The sequence below is a fragment of the Brumimicrobium sp. genome (genome assembly GCF_048268645.1).
In the GTDB taxonomy this organism is placed as follows: domain Bacteria; phylum Bacteroidota; class Bacteroidia; order Flavobacteriales_D; family Crocinitomicaceae; genus Brumimicrobium; species Brumimicrobium ulvae.
Genome location: NZ_JBLWVE010000002.1, coordinates 116,546 through 137,563, shown reverse-complemented (window position 1 = coordinate 137,563; position 21,018 = coordinate 116,546). Strand labels below are relative to the sequence as shown.

Annotated in this window: 18 protein-coding genes; 10 read left to right on the top strand and 8 right to left on the bottom strand. The window is 35.9% G+C overall.

What is annotated here, in order from left to right; genetic code table 11:
• The first annotated feature begins 22 nt into the window (after positions 1 to 22).
• The 8 genes from ACN0U3_RS03730 to ACN0U3_RS03695 all read left to right on the top strand — a co-directional run bounded on the left by ACN0U3_RS03730 (position 23) and on the right by ACN0U3_RS03695 (position 7,567).
• A complete protein-coding gene (locus ACN0U3_RS03730; RefSeq protein WP_417265188.1) occupies positions 23 to 883 on the top strand; it encodes an SAM hydrolase/SAM-dependent halogenase family protein in 861 nt (286 codons plus the stop codon).
• 9 nt (positions 884 to 892) lie between these two features.
• Complete coding sequence (locus ACN0U3_RS03725; protein WP_417265187.1) at positions 893 to 1,195, top strand: putative quinol monooxygenase; 303 nt, start codon at positions 893 to 895, stop codon at positions 1,193 to 1,195.
• A gap of 111 nt (positions 1,196 to 1,306) precedes the next feature.
• Positions 1,307 to 2,038 (top strand): ABC transporter permease subunit, encoded by a 732-nt coding sequence (locus ACN0U3_RS03720; protein WP_417265186.1) that lies wholly within the window; start codon positions 1,307 to 1,309, stop codon positions 2,036 to 2,038.
• A gap of 2 nt (positions 2,039 to 2,040) precedes the next feature.
• Positions 2,041 to 3,816: a GldG family protein gene (locus tag ACN0U3_RS03715; protein ID WP_417265185.1), complete on the top strand. Its 1,776-nt coding sequence runs from the start codon at positions 2,041 to 2,043 to the stop codon at positions 3,814 to 3,816.
• A gap of 9 nt (positions 3,817 to 3,825) precedes the next feature.
• Positions 3,826 to 4,836 (top strand): hypothetical protein, encoded by a 1,011-nt coding sequence (locus ACN0U3_RS03710; RefSeq protein WP_417265184.1) that lies wholly within the window; start codon positions 3,826 to 3,828, stop codon positions 4,834 to 4,836.
• A gap of 88 nt (positions 4,837 to 4,924) precedes the next feature.
• Entirely contained in the window at positions 4,925 to 6,049 is a 1,125-nt protein-coding gene (gene dnaN, locus ACN0U3_RS03705) for a DNA polymerase III subunit beta (protein WP_417265183.1), read from the top strand.
• 84 nt (positions 6,050 to 6,133) lie between these two features.
• Positions 6,134 to 7,042 (top strand): hypothetical protein, encoded by a 909-nt coding sequence (locus ACN0U3_RS03700; RefSeq protein WP_417265182.1) that lies wholly within the window; start codon positions 6,134 to 6,136, stop codon positions 7,040 to 7,042.
• 3 nt (positions 7,043 to 7,045) lie between these two features.
• Positions 7,046 to 7,567 (top strand): hypothetical protein, encoded by a 522-nt coding sequence (locus ACN0U3_RS03695; RefSeq protein ID WP_417265181.1) that lies wholly within the window; start codon positions 7,046 to 7,048, stop codon positions 7,565 to 7,567.
• On the opposite strand, the gene ACN0U3_RS03690 is transcribed toward ACN0U3_RS03695, so the two are convergent.
• The 8 genes from ACN0U3_RS03690 to rsgA all read right to left on the bottom strand — a co-directional run bounded on the left by ACN0U3_RS03690 (position 7,551) and on the right by rsgA (position 17,189).
• On the bottom strand, positions 7,551 to 9,536 hold the full coding sequence (locus ACN0U3_RS03690; RefSeq protein WP_417265180.1) for a ComEC/Rec2 family competence protein: 1,986 nt from the start codon (positions 9,534 to 9,536) through the stop codon (positions 7,551 to 7,553). The two genes, ACN0U3_RS03695 and ACN0U3_RS03690, sit on opposite strands and share 17 nt — an antisense overlap.
• A 547-nt stretch (positions 9,537 to 10,083) precedes the next feature.
• Positions 10,084 to 11,706 (bottom strand): ABC-F family ATP-binding cassette domain-containing protein, encoded by a 1,623-nt coding sequence (locus ACN0U3_RS03685; protein WP_299203784.1) that lies wholly within the window; start codon positions 11,704 to 11,706, stop codon positions 10,084 to 10,086.
• Positions 11,707 to 11,795: 89 nt separating this feature from the next.
• Positions 11,796 to 13,307 carry a DEAD/DEAH box helicase gene (locus ACN0U3_RS03680; protein ID WP_417265179.1) on the bottom strand — a complete coding sequence of 504 codons (1,512 nt, stop codon included), beginning with the start codon at positions 13,305 to 13,307 and terminating at the stop codon, positions 11,796 to 11,798.
• Between the two features lie 209 nt (positions 13,308 to 13,516).
• The gene (gene trxB / locus ACN0U3_RS03675) at positions 13,517 to 14,467 is read right to left on the bottom strand and encodes a thioredoxin-disulfide reductase (RefSeq protein ID WP_299203778.1); all 951 of its coding nucleotides are present in this window, start codon (positions 14,465 to 14,467) and stop codon (positions 13,517 to 13,519) included.
• 173 nt (positions 14,468 to 14,640) lie between these two features.
• Complete coding sequence (gene rluF / locus ACN0U3_RS03670; protein ID WP_417265178.1) at positions 14,641 to 15,363, bottom strand: 23S rRNA pseudouridine(2604) synthase RluF; 723 nt, start codon at positions 15,361 to 15,363, stop codon at positions 14,641 to 14,643.
• 120 nt (positions 15,364 to 15,483) lie between these two features.
• Entirely contained in the window at positions 15,484 to 15,810 is a 327-nt protein-coding gene (locus ACN0U3_RS03665) for a nucleotide pyrophosphohydrolase (RefSeq protein WP_299203772.1), read from the bottom strand.
• The gene (gene dtd / locus ACN0U3_RS03660; protein ID WP_417265177.1) at positions 15,810 to 16,262 is read right to left on the bottom strand and encodes a D-aminoacyl-tRNA deacylase; all 453 of its coding nucleotides are present in this window, start codon (positions 16,260 to 16,262) and stop codon (positions 15,810 to 15,812) included. Before dtd ends, ACN0U3_RS03665 begins: the two co-directional genes overlap by 1 nt.
• On the bottom strand, positions 16,263 to 17,189 hold the full coding sequence (gene rsgA, locus ACN0U3_RS03655; protein ID WP_417265176.1) for a ribosome small subunit-dependent GTPase A: 927 nt from the start codon (positions 17,187 to 17,189) through the stop codon (positions 16,263 to 16,265).
• A gap of 190 nt (positions 17,190 to 17,379) precedes the next feature.
• Here rsgA and ACN0U3_RS03650 point away from each other — a divergent pair, with 190 nt between their 5' ends.
• Positions 17,380 to 20,136: an outer membrane beta-barrel protein gene (locus ACN0U3_RS03650; RefSeq protein ID WP_417265175.1), complete on the top strand. Its 2,757-nt coding sequence runs from the start codon at positions 17,380 to 17,382 to the stop codon at positions 20,134 to 20,136.
• Positions 20,111 to 20,857, top strand: coding sequence for a GLPGLI family protein (locus tag ACN0U3_RS03645; protein WP_299203760.1), 747 nt, complete (start codon positions 20,111 to 20,113; stop codon positions 20,855 to 20,857). Before ACN0U3_RS03650 ends, ACN0U3_RS03645 begins: the two co-directional genes overlap by 26 nt.
• Positions 20,858 to 21,018: the final 161 nt, after the last annotated feature.

The window sequence follows — 21,018 nt, the reverse complement described above, 5'->3', positions numbered from 1 at the left end:
ATTAAGTGTAGACTTTATAATAATGAGTATAATCACGCTGACAACAGACATGGGAATGGGTGACTATTATGTTGCCTCTCTGAAAGGGAAAATTTTAAAAAACCTTCCTAATGTGCAGATCGTTGATGTTTCTCATGTTGTAAGTCCGTTTAAGGTGACTCAAGCTGCTTATCTTCTTAAAAATTGTATGCGTGACTTTCCTGAAGGAACGGTACATGTTGTAGGTGTAGATGCAGAGCCGTTGATTAATTTTAATCAGCCAGAGGAAAGTGTTTACCCTACTGTAGTTAAATTTCAAGGTCAATATTTTGTTGCCGCAGACAATGGTTTTTTTAGTTTGTTGATGGGCAATATAGTCGCTGAAGGAATGTGGCGCTTAGATGATGTGTTGTCACGGCCTGAACTGATGAATTTCCCCACCAAAAACATCTTGGTTCCTGCTGCATGTAAGATCATTGCGGGTGAGGAGCTGGATAGTTTTTGTAGTTCAGTTGACTCCATTCGCAAAGCCATTCCTTTATCTCCTGTAATTGATGGAAATACCTTAAAAGGAGCTGTTTCCTATATTGATCATTATGGAAACATCATTACCAATATTACCAAGGAGGATTTTTACCACATCGGAAAGAACGTGCCTTTTGTTATTTATTTTAGACAAAAGGAATATTATATTGATGTGATTTCCTTGGGGTATAACGAGGTGCCTCCTGGAGAAAAAGTAGCTATTTTTAATGATGGAGGTTATTTGGAAATTGCCATCAATAAGGGGACTCCAGAAAATGGAGGTGGGGCCAACTCTTTATTTGGTTTGCGTGTTGGAGATATTATTCGCATCGAATTTACTCCACGAGGCTCAAGAACAACGATTGAATCACTTTTCTAAAATATACAAATGGTTAGGTTAGTTAAATTGACATTAAAAGAAGAACATGTTCAAGATTTTATCGAACATTTTGATACAGTGAAAGAAAAAATTAATGCATTTCCAGGTTGCAAAGGGATGAAATTGCTCAGGGATAAGCAAAATCCAAAAGTAGTTTTTACCTATAGTGAATGGAATGCTGAGAGTGATCTTGAAAATTATAGAAAATCTGAGTTGTTCGGTGAAATTTGGCCAACTGTTAAGCAATGGTTCGACCAAAAAGCCGAAGCCAGTTCTACCTCTGTTTATTTTGATGGCTTTTTAATCAAGTAAAGTAACCTTACAATCAAAATCAGTCCATTAACGCTTGGGTTTTGATAAACTTTCGACAGATTAGAGCGAAGTTAGCAGAGAAGCGTTATTTTTGAACTAAATTTTTATAAAATGGGTGCATTATATCTAAAAGAGATACGAAGTTTTTTGAGCTCAATTATTGGTTATGTTTTCATGCTTATATTTGTGATTACCTGCTGGTTGTTTTTATGGGTAATCAATGACGATTATAACTTGTTGAATGGTGGGGTAGCAGATTTGTTGCCGTATTACAATTTAGCACCATTGATTCTTCTGATTCTTATTCCAGCAATCACCATGCGCTCTTTCGCAGATGAAAGAAAAACCGGGACAATCGAATTGCTTTATACACGACCCATTTCTGATTTTTCAATCTTGTTGGCGAAGTATTTAGCCGGAGTGACTTTGGTTGTTATTGCGTTGCTTCCAACTTTGACCTTTTATGTGTCGATGCACTTTTTAGGGGATCCTGTTGGAGTAATGGATGATGGAGCAGCAATAACTTCATTCTTAGGATTAATTCTTCTCGGAGCGTCTTTTGTCGCTATTGGTATTTTTGCCAGTACAATCACAAGCAATCAAATTGTAGCGTTTATCGTGGCTATGTTCCTTTGTTGGTTTGCTTTTAGTGGACTCTCTTTGTTGGGGTCTTATGCTACAATAGCCGGGTTCGATAGCGTAATTCGTTATGCAAGTTTAGACTATCATTATGAATCCATAAAAAAAGGAGTCCTGATTCTGAGTGACCTTGTTTATTTCTTTAGTGTCATCGTTTTCTTTTTATTTGCATCACATAATGTTTTAAACGCAATACGTAAATAATTATGGCTAAAATAAAATTAAAAAAAGCTTCTAATAGGGCATATTACGGAATTATCACTGCAATTGCTTTAGCGGTAATTATCTTGATCAACATCATTGTATCATTTTTTGATTTCCGAGTAGATTTTACTAGAGATCAGCGTTATTCATTAACGGAAACTACTATTGGTTTTTTAGAAAGTGATTCCTTATTAACCGATAAAATTCTCTTTAAAATTTATTTAGAAGGAGAGTTTCCTGCAGAAGTAAAACGTTTGCAAAAAGCAGTACGCGACAAACTCGATGAATTCAAATATTATGCTGGAAGTAGAGTAGAATATGAATTTATTAATCCGAATAAGGGAACCCTAGAAGATCAAGAAGCTTTGAAGGAGCAACTTTTTGACCGTGGACAAGGAATTCGTCCAGTAGATATTACTTACCGTAGTCAAGGAGCGTCTAACATCATTGAAATTTTTCCAGGTGCAGTGGTTGAATACCGTGGAAATACTGTGGGGCATATTCGTTTCTTAGAAGGTGGTCAATACCGTTTGGATGCCCGTTTAGAACAAATGGTTCAGCGTGGAATAAATGATTTGGAATACAAGTTTATGCGTGTGCTTGCTAAAGCCACTAGGCAAACAAAAAAGAAAGTTGCATTTATCCATGGACATGGTGAATTGGGAATTCCTTATACCCAAGGTGCCCGAAAGAACATCGAAGATGCTTACATTATTGATGATGTGAAAATTGAAGGTGCGCTGGGTGGTTTAGATCAATATGATGGTATCATTATCGCTGACCCCAAAAAGAAATTTAGTGATAAAGATAAGTTTGTGATTGACCAATACCTTATGCAAGGGGGGAATATCATGGTCTTTAATAATCCTTTGAGTATTAATAACGATACTATTCGAAGAACAGGAAAAACACATAGTGCCCGTAAAAGAACAGGGATTGGAGATTTGATGTATGATTATGGAATCAAAATTAATGAAGACTTGGTCATCGATGCGAATTATGATCCCTTTGCAATGCCTGGCTTACCAAAAGGATTTGTAAATTGGTATTTCTATGTGCGTGCAATGGGAACAGAGCACCCGATTTCAAGTATGGTGAATCCTGTGAAATTACCTTACGCCTCAAGTTTACAATTTGTTCAAACTAAAAATAAAACACGTCCATCAGTGATATTGACGAGTTCATCCAATTCAAGATCATTTGGAAACGTACCCTTGTTGTCTATCGCTATGGAAAATCAATTTGGTGAAAATCCAGTTTTCCAAGATGATCCGACCAATGAAGCCAATCGATTAATGTTGGGGGGAATTGTAGAAGGTGAATTTCAATCAGCCTTTAAAAACAGAATTGTTTCAGCTTATGCAGATAGTCCAGATGCAATTTTGATCGAAGAGTCAGAAAAACCCGGAAAAGTAATGGTGGTTGGAAACGGAACTTTCTTTAAAAACACCTATTATGATTCTGTTTTTGTTCAGGAAGAAAATAAATTCCGATATATTCCAAGATTGCCTAGGGGACGAGAGATAGATGAATTATTCGCTGGGCGACCGATTGGGAATTTCGAATTTTTCGAAAACTGTGTAGATTATATGTTGGGGGAAAGCACTTTGCTTTCTATTAGAAGTAGGGCTATAGACCTCCACCCAACAGACAAATTAAAGATAGAAAGAGAGGGCTCTTTTTATAAATTTATAAACATTGCCATCCCTGTGCTGTTTATTCTCGTTATGGCTACAATTGTATTCATTGTACGTCGATATAAGTACGTTAAAAAATAAGTTGTTATTATGAAAAAACTCATTGTTATAATAGTAGGTATCGGTTTGATTATCGGGTTGTCAATATTTGCCATGAATTTGAAAACAGGTGCTAAAGCAACAGATACCAGTTTGATTGCTTTTGCGATTGAAGATACCGCTGCGGTTGATAAAATTGAAATTTACGATTCTTATCAAGATCAACTTTTTACGGTTACACGAAACAAAGATGGGGTTTGGGAGGGCCCAGATGGAATGTGCGTTCAGCAGGGGATTGTTCAAATGATGCTTGAAACAATGCACAAGGTCACTTTAAAAGGCTATGTACCTAATGCTGCAATGGAGAATATGAAAAAACTGTTGATGGCACAGCACAAAGAAGTAAAGATTTATCAAGATGGGAAGTGGGTGAAAACTTGGTATGTAGGACATTCAACACAAGATCATATGGGAACACACATGTTGTTGGAAACGCCGAGCATGAAGAGTGATAATCCTGTTATTATGGGAATGAAAGGTTTTTATGGAATTTTAGAGCCACGTTTTTTTGCAGATCCTAGAAAGTTTGAATGTACACACCTCTTTTCTTTCCAACGCTCTGAATTGAAAAAGGTAGAAGTGATTAACCGTGTGACACCAGAGAACAGCTTTACCATCGATATTCAAGGTCCAGATGATTACATAGTAACTTCTCAAGGCGAGCGTGTAGATAATGTGATAAAAGATAATTTGGTTTTCTACCTCAATAGTTTCGATAAGTTGCATTTCAATCAACCCAACTATACCTTGTCCCAAAAAGAGATTGATAGCATGAAAGCACAAGTTCCAGACTATGAGTTGAATATTGAAGGGAAGCAATCTGGGTATGAATTAGACCTCTACAGAAGACTAGATCCAGAGTATGATCCGAAAGATACAATAGCTTATGATTTGAATTATCTTTGGGGTGTAAAAGAAGACGGGGAACTGGTTAGAATGCAGTACTTTTCGGTAAGTCCTCTCATTCAAGGGAAAACTGTTTTCGTGGAAATGGAAAAGTAATTTGAAAAGTGTAAATATATTTTTGGTAGAACTTTTTAATTGAGTCTAAAAAACTATATTTGCTATTATAAATTTTAAGATCAATAAAATGAATTTTGTAGTTTCTAGCTCAAGCTTATTAAAACACCTTCAAACAATCAGTGGTGTATTGACAACAAATAACACTTTGCCTATACTAGACAACTTTTTATTTGAAATCAATGACAAAACAATGCGTGTGTCTGCTTCAGATATTGAAACGACAATGAAAACGACTTTTGAAGTTGATTCTAATGAGTCAGGCAAAATTTGTATTCCAGCAAAATTACTTTTAGATGTCTTGAAAAACTTACCAGATCAGCCTTTGACTTTTACAATTGATCCAGATGGATACGGAATAGAAATCTCCTACACCAATGGTAAGTCCAAGATGGTTGGTTATAACGGTGATGACTTTCCTAAGGTAAAAGAAATTGAAAATACAGAAAATACTGTCATTAGTGGTGAGGTGTTGGCGGATGCCATCAACAAAACAATTTTCGCCACAGGAACTGACGATTTGCGCCCTGTAATGAGCGGTGTGTTCTGTCAGTTCACTCCTGAAGATATGACTTTTGTTGCAACTGATGCACACAAATTGGTGCGTTACCGTCGTACAGACTCTAAAGCTTCAGGGAATTCATCTTTTATTCTTCCAAAAAAAGCCTTAAATATGTTGAAAAACAACTTAAGTTCAGCTGATGAAATGGAAGTGAAAATTGAATATAATGATTCTAATGCAGTATTTACTTTTAAAGATATCGAATTAACATGTCGTTTAATTGATGGAAAATATCCTAATTACGAAGCTGTTATTCCTCAAGAAAATCCAAATGTACTTACTGTAGATAGAGAAGCTTTCTTAAGATCAATTAAGCGTGTGTCTATCTTTGCAAATAAAACAACACACCAAGTACAATTAAAAATATCGGGTTCTGAGTTAGCTATTTCTGCTGAAGATATTGATTTCTCAAATGAAGCAAAAGAACGTTTAACTTGTAGTTATGACGGTGCAGATATGGAAATTGGATTTAACTCACGTTTTATCATTGAAATGCTAGGAAACATTTCTTCTGAAGAAATTAAGCTGATGATGAGTCAACCAAATCGAGCAGGACTAATTGTTCCAGCAACACAAGAAAATGAAGACGAAGACATATTGATGTTAGTGATGCCTGTAATGGTAAATAGTTAGTTTTTAGGCGTTAATTGTCCGTTGGTTTGTTCTTGATTTTTTATTAACTTTAAAATTCCATTATTTTCATTAAGAATAAATCAAATGTATAAGGCTTTTCGCATTTTTCTAATAGGGTTAACTGTTTTGATACTCTTTAGTTGTGACGTGTCTAACCACGCACCAATAACAACGTTTAAGGATCAAACTGAAAAGCTGCATGCCATAATTGAAAATACTAGCGCAGAACAATATGCCAATCAAAACTATCAATCTTTATCTTTTAGTGAACTAAAAGTTTATAAACCTGAAGCTTTTGTTCAATTGGATTCCATGTATCGAATCAAAAAAGAATATTTAGACAACAATGATTTAAGAGGATTAAAGCAGTCTGGAATTGAAGACCTTATTCCTGGTTATCGAGCAGCTGCCCAAGAGAAAATTCATGAAGTTCAATACGAAATTGAGCATCTTTTTCAAACTTCAACTGCCGATTCAATAAAGGTCTATCATAGCTTCTTCCTTTTTGATTATAAAGATAGCTTGATTTCAGTAACTCCTTTCTATAATTTCCGAATTGCGAATGAACACAAAGACTTATATTATGCCTATCAGTTTGATTATCATTTTGTCACCAATAGAGACCTGATAACATCAACAGCCGAGCTCGAATTTCTAAACTTTTTTAAACAACGTGAGGTTCAATTGATTGGTGAAGCTGAATTGCAATCTTTTATGGACCATACCATGAAGGTGATGGAGACGGCTAGAAAAGTTCAAACCATGGACTTTCGTCAATTGAGTAGGAGTTTGGCTATAAATCATTTCAAAAACCCTAATAAAGAAATTGTCATTGAGCAGTTTGGCACTTTATATGTAATTGAAGAAAGTGATTTTGTCCAAGCTTATGAACTAACCATAGAATGGACAGATGAGCAAAAAATAATGAATACCTCAACTTTTACCTTTTCACCTTATCTAGAAATAATTAATGTAGAAACAAAAATTAAGTAAAAGATGAAAATTTTGTTTTTTGTGAGCCTATTTTTATTCCCATTTTTGTTAAGCGCTCAAGAAGCGAATGACGAAATAGATGACTTAAGTAAAGTTAAAAGTGCGATTTTAGCTTGGGCCGATACAACTTTTTATGATTATAATGAGCCTCGTTTTGAAAATTACCGCGCCAATTATTCAGACGAATATCTGATCGCTACAATGCGTGTGAAAAGTATTGAACGCAGTATTAAAAATCTTAAAAAAACGTATAGCTCAGGTTACTATAAGGAGTCTGATGAAACCTATAAAAAGTCGTTGGAAGAGTTGGAAGCAAGGAAAAACGAAGCGGTAGCATCCAGTTACAATTTTATGCGCAAGGTTGATAACTATGAAATTACTTTTTGGGCCAATATTAAACTCGATTCAGGAATTCATAATTACATTAAACACAGTATTGTACTTAATCATGAGTTTACAATTATGCATCATGAAGTAACAGGAAGCATTGGTGAGAATGAAAATGCTTCTATTCTTTACCGATAGGACTTAGAACTAATGCTTTTTTTGTTGTGCTGATATTGATGTGTTCTTCAGGTAGAAACAGATTCCACTGACCCTTGATGAGCTCATAGTCTGAATTGAGGACTTTCTTGTTGATACGGTTTGCCAGTAAATATTTTTTTCCATGATAAGCAATGGCAATCCCATCTTTGGTGTGTGCAAAGATGACTTGGTCGGAAAATTGAACTTGAATATCTTTAGGAACCGGAGTCTTTATTGCTTTTATACCCATTGCATTTTCATATCCATTGATTAAATAATCTAAAGATGATAAACTAGGTCTTTTTTCACCATCGTAAAGCACATGTAGGGATTGGTTTCCTTTTAATAAGATCACTTTTTCGTAATGGTTAAGTACAACCAATTCTTCTTTGGACTTGTTGTATTCCCGGTTAAAAATTAATGCTACAGCAGAAATGAATAAAAGAAGGATACCTATTTTGAAAAATTTGACGTTTCCTTTTCTCCATTGATAAAGTGAAAATCCAATTCCAACATAAATCAATAGGACATGCAGAGGGTGAGGAGTAAAGCCAGTGCTGACTTCACCAGGTAAACTGTTGACCCAAACGATAAAGCTGTTTAATATATCGAAAATGGTGTTTACGATATAGGCCAGAACATCTACTATCCAAGGAATAAAATGTAGCAAAAACAATAAAACTACACTAATTAGTGCAACTCCTGCTAGAATAAGTAATCCAATGTTGGTGATGAAAAAATAGTTTGGGAATTGATTAAAATAGAGTAGACTTAAGGGGACTGTTCCGATTTGTGCTGCGATTCCAACTGCTGTTCCTTGCCAAAACCAATTGATAATTTTATATCGCGAGTGAAACAAACCAAGTATGGGTCGATAAAACAAAGATATTCCTATTACCGCAAGGTATGACAGCTGAAAGCCGATATCAAATATAAATAATGGATTGAAAATAAGTAAGAATAAGGCAGAGGCAAAGATTGCCTGTAAGCCAAAGAATCTATGACCTTTGATTTGTCCAATAGCCAAAAGCGTAAACATGGCTACAGCTCGAACCACCGAGGCTGACATTCCAGTAAGAAAGGCAAAGCACCACAAAAGAATTAAAGCAGTGTATAAGTAAAGGTTTCTTTTTCTGAGAAAACTAATTTTTTGAAAAATGAAATGAAGGAAAGCCAACAGAATTCCAACATGCATCCCCGAAACCGCCAATACATGCATGGCGCCAGCGTTAGCAAAGTTATTTCGTTTTTCCATAGATAGGTTCGACTTGTCTCCTAAACTCAGGGCTATGACAAGACCTTGGTTTTCTTCGTCAATGTATTGCTTTACAATATTAGCAAGGTAATTTCTCGAATTGGTCCAAAAACTATTGAAGGTTTTGGCCTGACCCAATACCTCAATGTTTTCATCGGTTGTAAAAGCGATTGTGCTGATACCTTTTATTTTCCAATATTGTTCTGCGTTAAATTCCCCAGGATTGTTTTTGTTTTTGATGGGTTGAATATCAGGTTGAAAGAGAATAACACTCCCTTCTTTTAAATCACTGTTTGACGTTCGGATGTAGCACAATAACTTCCCCTGCGCAAGCGCTTCGGTATGTGGTTTTATTACTTTTTTGACTTCAATGATGGCTTTGTCAAATTCATTTTCTCCTTTTTGGAATTCAATTATTTCACCAAGTAATTGGTCATTCGCTAAGTATATTTCTGAAAATTCATATTCATAGGAGCTGATCACTTTGAAGTGATAACCCAACATTCCAGAGAGGAAAAACAAAACCATGATGTTCCAATTAATCCATTTTCGAAAGAATAAGACTTGTTCACCATAGGCAATTGTAACTCCATAAGTAAAAGCGAAAGTAATCCAGCAGGTGAAAATAATTACCCAGTGAATAGCGGTGAAACTCGCCAAAATAATTCCAAGCGAGAAAGCAATAAGTAATAGTAAAATAGAACTCTTCCTCAAAATAAGTAGTTGTGAAATAGTGATTAACACCTAAACTTAGCGAAAAGATTCTAAAGTCAAAAGTATTTAATTAAAAAATGCTAAATAGAACACCCCGGTTTTTACTTATTTATAAAATCTAAGGTTAATTGCCATTAAGAATTTAATCTTACCCCTGTATTTCTAAAATAATATTTTGAATTTGAAGAGTCAGATAATCATAATTATGGGAGGACTGAAGTCCACCCCAAGAGCATACCGTATTTCTAGAATTTTCAGACCCGTTTTTTATTTAAACATATATTATATACAATTGCGGGCTGAAAGCCCAGCTCATTTCAACTGGATGCATCGCATCCAGTTGAAAAAAAGGTTATACCAACGCACTGAAAGTGCAACTCAATAGGGTTAATTTTGATTTGGTGTTCATAAACTAATCATTATGATTGAACTAAAGTCAACCCCAATTTTATGTCGTACTTCTTAAATATTGTTCAACTAACTTCCATCCACACAATTCATATAGAATTTATTGAATTTATGGTATAATCAAATTTTGTAGTTCAAATTAAACGTACATTTCTTCTTGCTGTTGAGCAATTTTATCATCCTTTAAGTACTCATCATAAGGCATTAATTTATCAATCATTCCTTTTGGAGTAATTTCAATAATTCGGTTGGCAACAGTTTGTACCAATTCCTGGTCATGTGAAGTGAATAAAATGATTCCAGGGAAATCTTTCATTCCGTTGTTCAATGCCGTAATTGATTCAAGATCCAAGTGGTTTGTCGGTTCGTCTAACATCAATAAGTTCGCTTTTGCCATCATTAAACGCGAAAGCATACACCTCACTTTTTCACCTCCTGAAAGTACTTTCGCACTTTTCAAAGCTTCTTCACCTGAGAACAACATTCTTCCTAAGAATCCACGCAGATAAACTTCCTCACGTTCCTCTTCTGTTTGAGCATAGTTTCTTAGCCAATCAACTAAACTTTCGTCTTTTTGGAAGTACTCATGGTTTTCGTTGGGTAAATACGCTGTTGTGATGGTTGTTCCGAATTTGAAATCTCCAGTTTTCGGTTCTTTTCTTCCACTTAAAACTTCAAAAAACGCAGTTAAAGCTTGAGAATTCTTTGAAATGAAAGCGATTTTATCGTTTTTTCCAACGTTGATGTTTACGTCTTTGAAAAGCACTTGCCCATCTTGTTCGTAAGAAAGATTGTTCACATGAAGTACTTGGTCTCCAGCTTCTCTTTCTTGTTCGAAAACAATTCCAGGGTATCTTCTAGAAGAAGGTTGAATTTCATCTAAATCTAATTTGTCCAATAACTTTCTTCTACTCGTTGCTTGTTTCGATTTAGAAGCATTGGCAGAGAAACGCGAAATAAAATCTTGTAATTCTTTTTTCTTGTCTTCCGCTTTTTTGTTTTTATCTGCACGTTGACGAGAAGCCAATTGAGAAGATTTGTACCAGAACGTATAGTTTCCAGTAAATAAGTTGATTTTGGAATAATCAATATCGCAAATATGTGTACACACAGTATCTAAGAAGTGACGGTCATGCGAAACAACAATCACTGTGTTTTTAAAGTCCAGTAAGAAATCTTCTAACCATTCGATAGTTTTTAAATCTAAATCGTTGGTTGGCTCATCGAGAATCAATAAGTCCGGATTTCCAAATAATGCCTGCGCTAAAAGCACACGTACTTTCAAAGCATTCGGCATATCTTTCATCAATGTATGGTGCATTGATTCATCAATTCCTAAGTTAGAAAGCATAGTTGCAGCATCTGTCTCTGCATTCCATCCTTCCATATCTGCAAATTCGGTTTCCAATTCTGAAGCCCGCATTCCATCTTCATCAGAGAAATCTGGTTTGGCATACAAAGCGTCTTTTTCAACCATAATTTCAAAAAGACGTTTATGACCACGAATTACTGTTTGCAATACTTCGTATTCATCAAATTCGAAGTGGTCCTGCTTTAGCACAGCCATACGTTTTCCTGGTTCTAGAGCGACTTGCCCTTTAGTAGGATCTTGATCTCCAGTAAGAATTTTAAGGAATGTAGATTTACCAGCACCATTGGCACCGATAACACCGTAGCAATTTCCATGAGAAAATTTAAGGTTAACGTCGTCAAAAAGAACACGTTTTCCAAACTGAAGGGTCAAATTATTAACTGTAATCATAGTTTTTCAAAATTTTGTGCAAAGATACGCTAAATATATTCAATCCCATACTTTGCATTTGGGTTAAACAGTTGTTTGTAAGTGTTTTATTATTCATCGTCTAAGTTAGCACGAAGTTTCTGACGCAATTGACGGTTGTATGTTTCCATCAAATACTTGAAATAGTTTCGTGTACTTTTGGCGATACATTTAGTGTATTGTTTTAATCGGTGCTCAATGTGTTCTTGTAAAGCTTCTTGAATTTCTAATCCATCATAAAAATCGTTGGCTTTATTGAAGATTGCTTGAAAATGATTTTCTAAAGAATCATCAACGGCTTGTTTCCCTTTGATGCCTCTATCGATATAATCTTCATAGACTTCTTTCATTTTAAATTGATCTAAAACTTTAGTGTCTACTCGTTCTTGAACATGTTTTGGAAGCATGTATGCAGCTTCAAACATAATGTCTTCTTGCTCAGATAAACGCGCTTCTAAGAAACGGTCTGGGAATTGAAAAGCATCTTGCCAGTTGATGTAGTCTTGCCACAAACCAAAACGACGTACGTTATTTCCTAAATCAATTAATCTGAAAATGTCTTTGTTTGGCAGCTTCCTTGATCCACGCCCAATCATTTGGTGGTAGAGCGTCAGTGAACGTGTTGCACGGTTTAGAATAATGGTTTCTACTGTTGGTTCATCAAATCCAGTCGTTAAGATTCCTACAGAAGATAGGATCGCATTGGGTGTATCTTTAAACCATTTTAGGATGTCTTTTCTGTCTTTATCAGAAAATGTACTGTCTAAATGACGAATTGCGTATCCTCTTTTATGAAAGGTTTCTTGCACACGAATACTGGTTTCAATACCCGAGTTAAAAATCAATGTTTTTGTATTTACAGCCACTTCTTCGTATGCGAAAAGTAATTTTTCTTGCATGAAATAATTGCCGTAAACCTGTTCTGAACTGCTTACTGTAAAGTCTCCATTCGAACCAATTTTTAAACCATGGAGATTAACGTCATAGGTAAATGTTTCTGCATTGGCCAGGTAACCGTTTTCAATTAAAGAAGCAATACTTTCTCCAACTTTTAATTTGTCGTAATGGTCGTTTAATGGAAGCGCTTTATTAGAGCTTAGCGGAGTTGCAGTAACACCTAGTATATTTGCTTCTTGGTAATATTGAAAAATCTTTCTAAAACTATTGTAGTGAGCCTCATCGACAATCACTAATCCAATTTCTTTGATAAAGTTTTCATCATCTTGTAGACGATTGTTTAAAGTTTCTACCATCGCGATGAAGCAATTGTATTCGCCTTGGTCGTCTAGCGTTTTTACTTCACTGTTGATGATTTTATTGCTTACACCAATGGCAGAAAGTTGCTTAGAAGTTTGAACAGACAATTCGATACGGTGGGTAAGGATAAGTACTTTTTTCTTCCATGTTTCGATATATCTCTTCGTAATTTCAGAAAAGATAACTGTTTTCCCTCCCCCTGTTGGAAGTTGAAAAAGTAAATTAAAATCATTGCCGTTTTCTTTTAGTTCCGCAATGATCTGGTCTACTGTTCTTTGTTGGAAAGGATACAGCGTTTTGGGCTTAAAAAGTGCTTCGTCTATCATACCTTGATTATCTCAAAAATTGGGGTACAAAAGTACGCCCTTTTTCGGGAACAAAAAAATATAACACTATAATTTCCTGTTTTAGGGCGCTTTTTGATTAATATTCACATAAAAAAAAGACAGTACTTTTCAAACTGCCTTTTATTCACTTTTAGTTGTTATTTAGATTGGGTAAGTGGGAAATCCAATCGCCTCACCTAATCCTTATTTTATCCTTCTAAAGCTGTCAAGTAACGTTCTGCATCTAATGCAGCCATACAACCTGTTCCTGCTGCTGTAACTGCCTGACGATAAACGTTGTCTGCAGCATCACCTGCAACAAATACACCTGGTACATTCGTTAGGGAAGTTCCTGGCTTTTCGTATTTAATGTAGCCTGTTTCATCCATGTTGATGTAGTCTTTAAAGATATCAGTGTTTGGTTTGTGACCAATAGCTACGAAAAATCCTGTACATGGAATTTCTTTTGTTTCTTTTGTCTTGTTGTTGATTACGCGAACACCCGTTACGCCCATATCATTTCCTAGAACTTCTTCAGTTTCGGTGTTTAATAAGATCTCAATATTTGGTGTGTTTCTCACGCGGTCTTCCATGATTTTAGAAGCACGGAATTCATCACGACGTACTAACATTGTAACTTTTGAACACAATTTTGAAAGGTAATGTGCTTCTTCACAAGCTGTATCTCCAGCTCCAACGATTACTGTTTCTTGATTTTTGTAAAAGAATCCATCGCACACAGCACAGGCAGAAACACCACCTCCCATTTTGAGGTACTTTTGCTCTGATTCTAACCCAAGGTACATGGCCGAAGCTCCAGTCGAAATAATTACCGTTTTAGCATGAATTTCAGTTCCATTGTCAGCCCAACATTTGTGAATTGGTCCACTAAAGTCAACCTTATTAATGAATCCTGAACGAACATCTGTATTGAAACGTTCTGCTTGTTTTTGTAATTGAATCATCATTTCTGGTCCTGTAACTCCATCAGGATAACCAGGGAAGTTCTCTACGTCATTTGTCGTTGTTAGTTGCCCACCTGGTTGAAGTCCTTGATACATTACAGGATTCATATCGGCACGTGCTGCATAAATTGCAGCAGTATATCCCGCAGGTCCTGACCCTATAATAAGACAGTCTATATTTTCTACTTTACTCATGTTCTTCTTGATTTTTTAGAAAGTCAAATTTAAGAATTTTTCTCCGTAAAGTAGGTAACATTAGTTGCCTTTACATTGGAAAGCTGAAAAAAGTCAGGTATTTAATGCTGAATTATCAATGATGAGGTATAAATCCAAAAACTCATCATTCATAGTTCATCACCCATAGTTATTTATCCCTCTGTCTTACTCGAATATCCGATCAATTCACTTAATCTTTCTAACTCTTGTTCTGTAAGGTACCGCCATTCTCCAACAGGTGTGTCGAGTAAAATATTCATGATTCTTACACGTTTTAACGCGGTAACATTGTAATCGAAATATTCGCACATTCTTCGAATTTGACGATTGAGTCCTTGGGTAAGAATAATTTTAAAGGTTCTTTTATTTAATTGCTCCACAATGCACTTATTGGTCATTGTACCTAGGATTGGAACGCCATTTCCCATTTTGTCAATAAAATCTTGGGTGATTGGTTTGTCAACAGAGACAATATATTCTTTTTCATGATTGTTGCTCGCCCTTAGAATCTTATTTACAATATCTCCATCGTTTGTTAACAGGATTAGGCCTTCACTTGGTTTGTCTAGACGTCCAATTGGGAAGATGCGTTCAGGATAATTCATGAAATCGATGATGTTGTCAGGTTCAACACGCGTATCAGTTGTGCAGACAATACCCACAGGTTTATTTAATGCGATATATATATTCTCCCTGTTTTTATTGTTGACATTTTTTCCATCCACCGCAACAACATCACCCGGTTGAACTTTAGTTCCCATTTCAGGAACTTTTCCATTGATCGTTACACGATTTTGTTCTATGAGTTTATCCGCAGCTCGGCGTGAGCAATATCCTGCTTCGCTTAAATATTTATTGATACGAGTTTCTTTCATAGTGGCAAAGATAATTGAATTCTCTATATCTCGTAGTATCTCGAAAAAGAGTAGAGTATGTTTACATTAAAGATGGATCAATCCTAAACCCTGTTATAGTTGTGCTTTAGTACATTACTTTTAAAAAAGCTTTTCATTTCCCTTATGCCTCTCACTATCTCTTTTGGTTTTCTTCTCTAAGTTCTTTGCCATAGCTTCAGTCAAGTCTACCCCCGTTTGGTTGGCAATACATGTCAATACAAAAAGTACATCGGATAGTTCATCACCTAAGTCTTTGTTTTTATCTGACTCCTTTTCACTTTGTTCACCGTATCTGCGCGACATTATTCGAGCTACTTCGCCCACTTCTTCCATCAAAACAGCAGTGTTGGTGAGTTCGTCAAAATATCGAACGCCATGTTCCTTAATCCAGCGATCTACCGTGGCTTGTAATTCATTAATTGTCATTATTCCTTGTTTTTTGTGTCAATTGTTATGGTTACTGGTCCATCATTTACCAATGCAACTTTCATGTCAGCGCCAAATGCTCCGCTTTCTACTTTACATGCACTCACAGCTGCTAGCATTTTTTTGAACTTTTCATAGAGCGGAATAGCAATGTCAGGCTTTGCAGCATGAATAAAGCTTGGTCGGTTTCCTTTTTTGGTTTTGGCGTGCAAAGTAAACTGAGAAATGACTAAAAATGCTCCTTTTATGTCTTGAATGCTGAGGTTCATTAATCCATTTTCATCGGAAAAGATCCTTAAATTACTCAGTTTTCTACTCAACCATTCAATATCTTCATCGGTATCATTTTCTTCAATACCCACTAAAACGACCAATCCATTTCCAATTTGACCAGTGACTTTGTTTTCTATTGTTACGCTGGCTTCTGTTGTTCTTTGGATGACTACTCTCATTTATCTGTAATTTTGGGTTTGATCCTCTGTGATTAAATCAAGGTAAGTGTTGTAACGAGAAGGATGGATTTCTCCATATTCCACCGCTTCTTTGATGGCACAGTCGGGTTCGTTTAAATGTTGACAATTATGAAATTTACATTCGTTTAGTAGCGCCCTCATTTCAGGGAAGTAATGACTCATTACTTTCTTGTCTAAATCTACAACTCCAAAGGCTTTTACTCCAGGGGTGTCAATGATGTAACCGCCTGTTTTAAGTTTGTGCATTTCTGCAAATGTGGTGGTATGTTGACCTTGCATATGATGAATAGAAATTTCTGCAGTTTTTATGTCTAAGGTACTGTCTAATGCGTTGATTAATGTGCTTTTACCAGTTCCACTATGACCCGCAATCATTACTTGCTTGTCTTTAATGTCATCTCTTAAGAATTCGACATTGGTTTTGTTTAGAGCAGAAATTTTTTCACAAGGATACCCTATTTCTTCATAGATCTCCATAATGTCATCTACAAGCGGCAAATGTTCCTCCATATATAAATCCATCTTGTTGAAAAGTAAAGTTACAGGGATACGGTAGGCTTCTGCGGCAACTAAAAAACGATCTATAAAAGCCAAATGTGTTTCAGGGGCTACTAATGTGACCAAAAGATAAGCTCTGTCAACGTTGGCAGCCAATATATGGGATTGCTTTGAAAGGTTGATGGACTTTCTCACAATGTAGTTGTGACGGGGTAATATTTCAGTAATCACTCCAGTGCCATCTTCGTTTTCTGAAATCATCACTTCGTCTCCTGCAGCAACAGGATTTGTAGATTTGATGCCTTTCAACCGAATCTTCCCTCGAATTCCCGCTTGAAGGGTTTCGCCATTTTCTAATTCGATGAGGTACCATTTACCTGTTGATTTGAGTACTTTTCCTTTTTTCAATCTGATCTTATTACTGATAATTCGTTCAAAATTACTGAAAAATTTAAACAAACATCGCCGCATAATGATAAGCTTGTTGTTTTATCATTACAGAATAATCATTCAACACTAAATTCCACTTCTTAACATAATTAAGACAGATTGTTAAATGTATTCCGTTATTTTTGTGGCTCGATAAAAACTAAAGAAGATGAATAAACTTTTAACCTTGTGTTTCATCTTGTTGACTTCTATTACTTTTGGACAGGATATGAAGTTTACAGGAACTGTGAATGACACCATTAATGACCAACCTTTAGAGAATGCTGTGGTGATGGCGGTAAGATTGTCGGATGGATTGCTTTTGGGCTATACACGTACAAGAGAAGATGGTTATTTTGATTTGCGTGGGGTTCCTATTGATACCATGGAGCTGATTATTTCGCATTATAAATTTGACGAAAAACGTTACTATATTATCGGGTCAGATGAAAATACAGAAATCCATATTCCTAGTGTCATTCTTCCAGAACAAGCAACACAGTTTGATGAAGTTGTCGTTTATGCCAATAAAGAACCCATCTATTTTAGAGGAGATACATTAGTTTATGTCGCTGATTCTTTTGCCACCAAAGAAAACGCTATGGTTGAAGATTTGTTGAAGAATCTGCCAGGACTACAGGTAGACGATGATGGAAATGTGAGCTCTCAAGGACGAAAAGTAACTAAAGTCTTGGTGGATGGAGATGAGTTTTTTGGAACAGACCCCACTATTGCTACACGAAATTTATCGGCTAAAGGAGTTGATAAAATTGAAGTTTATGAAACAGAAGATGAAACTTCAGGAGGGAATTCTGAAGAAAAGATTCAAGTACTTGACGTACGCCTAAAAGATGATGCAAAACAAGGTTACTTTGGAAAAGTGGCCGGGAGGGGTGGATTCAACTCTGAATATTTTAAAGATTTACCCAATGGAAGTCTGTTTTATGAAGGGGAAGTCTTGGCCAACTATTTTGATAAAGACCTAAAGATTTCAGTTTTCGCACTAGGTTCCAATACACCCAACACAGGGTTTAGTCGCCAAGATGCCTCAAGGTTTGGGTTGACCAATGAAATGCGTGGCGGTTGGGGATCTTTTATGAATACCAGTAGTCTAAATGGTTTGCCTGAAAATTATAAAGGCGGGTTTTATTACTCCAATAAATTAGGCGAAAAAGTGAAGATGGGACTGAACTATACGTATAACGATAGTAGATTAACAACGGAACAGGTGAGGAATTCAGAATACCACTTCGCCGATACAACTTACAATAAAAGAGATTCTTCTTTTAAGGAACAACTCCAACAATCCCACACCATTAATTTAAATTTAGATTATGACATAAATGATAAAACTAAGTTGAAATTAAAATCGAGCTTGTCACTTAGAAATGAATCAATGTCTGAAAATAATGAAAGTGATTTCTTTACGACAGACAAGCAAAGATTTAGTGCTTCTGATGTGAGAAACGAATCTGAAGCTGAAGGTTTAGAAGGGAATATAGAATTAACATTGAATAAGAAATTTGCTAAACGTTTCAGAGAACTCGATGTTGTTTATCAACTCGGATACACCGAAACAGATCGTGAAAACACCCTAAATTCAAATCAGTTTTTCGGTCAGTTTGTTACACCAGATTCTATTTTTGATCAGCAAAGAACCATGACCAATAACACCACCGGTCATCGTATTATGGTAGATTACATGGAGCCGATAACACGCCGATTTAGGTTGAAATTCCAGTACAGATTAGATTACTTCTTTGGTGCGCAAGCTACCTCAACTTATGACCGTACACCAACTGGATACGATAATTACGCTGGGCTTTACAGTAATGACTTTAGCAATACACGTTTAGAAAATCGTGGTGCTATTGGAATTATGTATACTGATAGAAAACATACCTTAGAACTTGGTTCTAGAATTCGAAATGTTAAAATTGATAACATTAATAATGAAGATAACTCTGTAATTAAACAGGATGTTGACGATCTTCTTCCTTATTTGGAATACAGTTATAAGTTTTCTAATGCTCATCAAATTCGATTCGTTTATAGCACAAGCTCAAATCAGCCAAGTTTAGACCAGTTACAGCCTGTGAGAGACAATACAGATCCAAACAGTTTGGTTATTGGTAATCCTGAATTGGCACCTAATTTTAACCATGATTTGAGTATCCATTACAATAAGTGGAATGCCTTAAAGTACAGTTATATATATGCAGGAGCTTATATGACTTATATTGATAATGCATTTTCAAACGCTATCGTATATAACCCAAATGGACAATCAGTTTCAACGGCGGTCAATGTTGATGGAAATGTTTACGGTGGTTTTTATGCAGGAGGTGGACTTCCATTGTATAAAAAAATACTTCATTTTAGACCAATGGCTTCTGGAGGATATACAAGTTTTAACAGTTATATCAATACGCAAGAAAACACTACAGAAAACTATAATGTAGACGGATCAATCGGCTTGGAAATGAGAACAGATACGATTGAAGTTAGTTTGTCTGCTTCATTAAGTTACAACGACCCTAGGAGTTCATTGTCTATGGGTTTAAACGAGCCTTATACTGTTCAGCGATATAAAGCTTCTGTCTTTTTTGAATTGCCGTTCCGCTTCTTTATTGAAAGTGATGCAGTTTATGAAATAAACTCTAGAAGAGCCGAAGGGTATAACGCAACGCCATTTATTTGGAATGCTAAAATTAGTCGACGCTTCCTGAAAACGGGTAATCTGGTGATTGATGCTTCTGTGAATGACATCTTCAATCAGAACATTGGAATTTCAAGAAATGTAGGAACAAATATAATTACAGATACACGTAGTCGAATTATCGCTCGTTACTTCATGATTGGAGCAACGTTGAGGTTCAACAACAATAAAACTAAAGTAGATGAAGGTAGAAATCATTGGTTCTAAATTAACAGCAGTTGTTGTCTTTTTCTTTTTGACAACTTGGGCGCATAGTCAAGTATTGACTTCTGGTGAAATCGTTTTTGAACGCAGAACAAACCTAGAAAAAAGGTATGAAGGTTCAAGCCGAATGGGGGGGCGTTCACAAGAGTGGATGAAAGAGCCGAAAATTGATGAGTTTGTATTGTATTTCAATGATACTGAAGCTTTGTTTAAACCTATATTGCCAGAAGTTGGTGATGAAGATAGAGAATGGTCAACGATGAAAAACTCAACTTACCAAGATTTATCTGAAGGAAAATTAGAGCGCCAATTTTCATATTATGGTTCTGAAATATATTTGTCTGACACCCTTCGTTCAAGAGCATGGATCATTACTGAAAACAGAAGAACGATTGCAGGTTATGAAACCAAACAAGCTTATTGGGAAGCCAACGACTCCACTCGAATTTACGCATGGTATGCAGAGCAGTTAAGACCTTCTGTTGGTCCTGAATCATTCAACGGATTACCTGGAACGATCCTAGGTTTGGCGCTAGAAGATGGGGGAGTAGTTTATTTTGCCAAAGAGGTTAAGCCATTGTCCATTTCGAACTTTAAAAAAGAAATGCCCAAAGGGAAGCCTAAAGACTATCTTTCCAATGCAGAACTAAAGAAAATGGTCATGGAGTTATTTTCTGGTGGAGGTTCTGGTGGACGAATCCTAGATGATGTTTTTGTTTGGTAGCCAAGCGCTTTGCTTACAAGGTTTTCTATTTGAGAAGATGACTTTAATGTTATCATTTCACCCTTGTTTGTTACCCTTTTGTTAATGGGTTAAAGCTTTTGTTAAGTCTTTAGTTATCATTGTTTTTGATGAGGTTTGTGTTGTACATTTGTCACAACTAA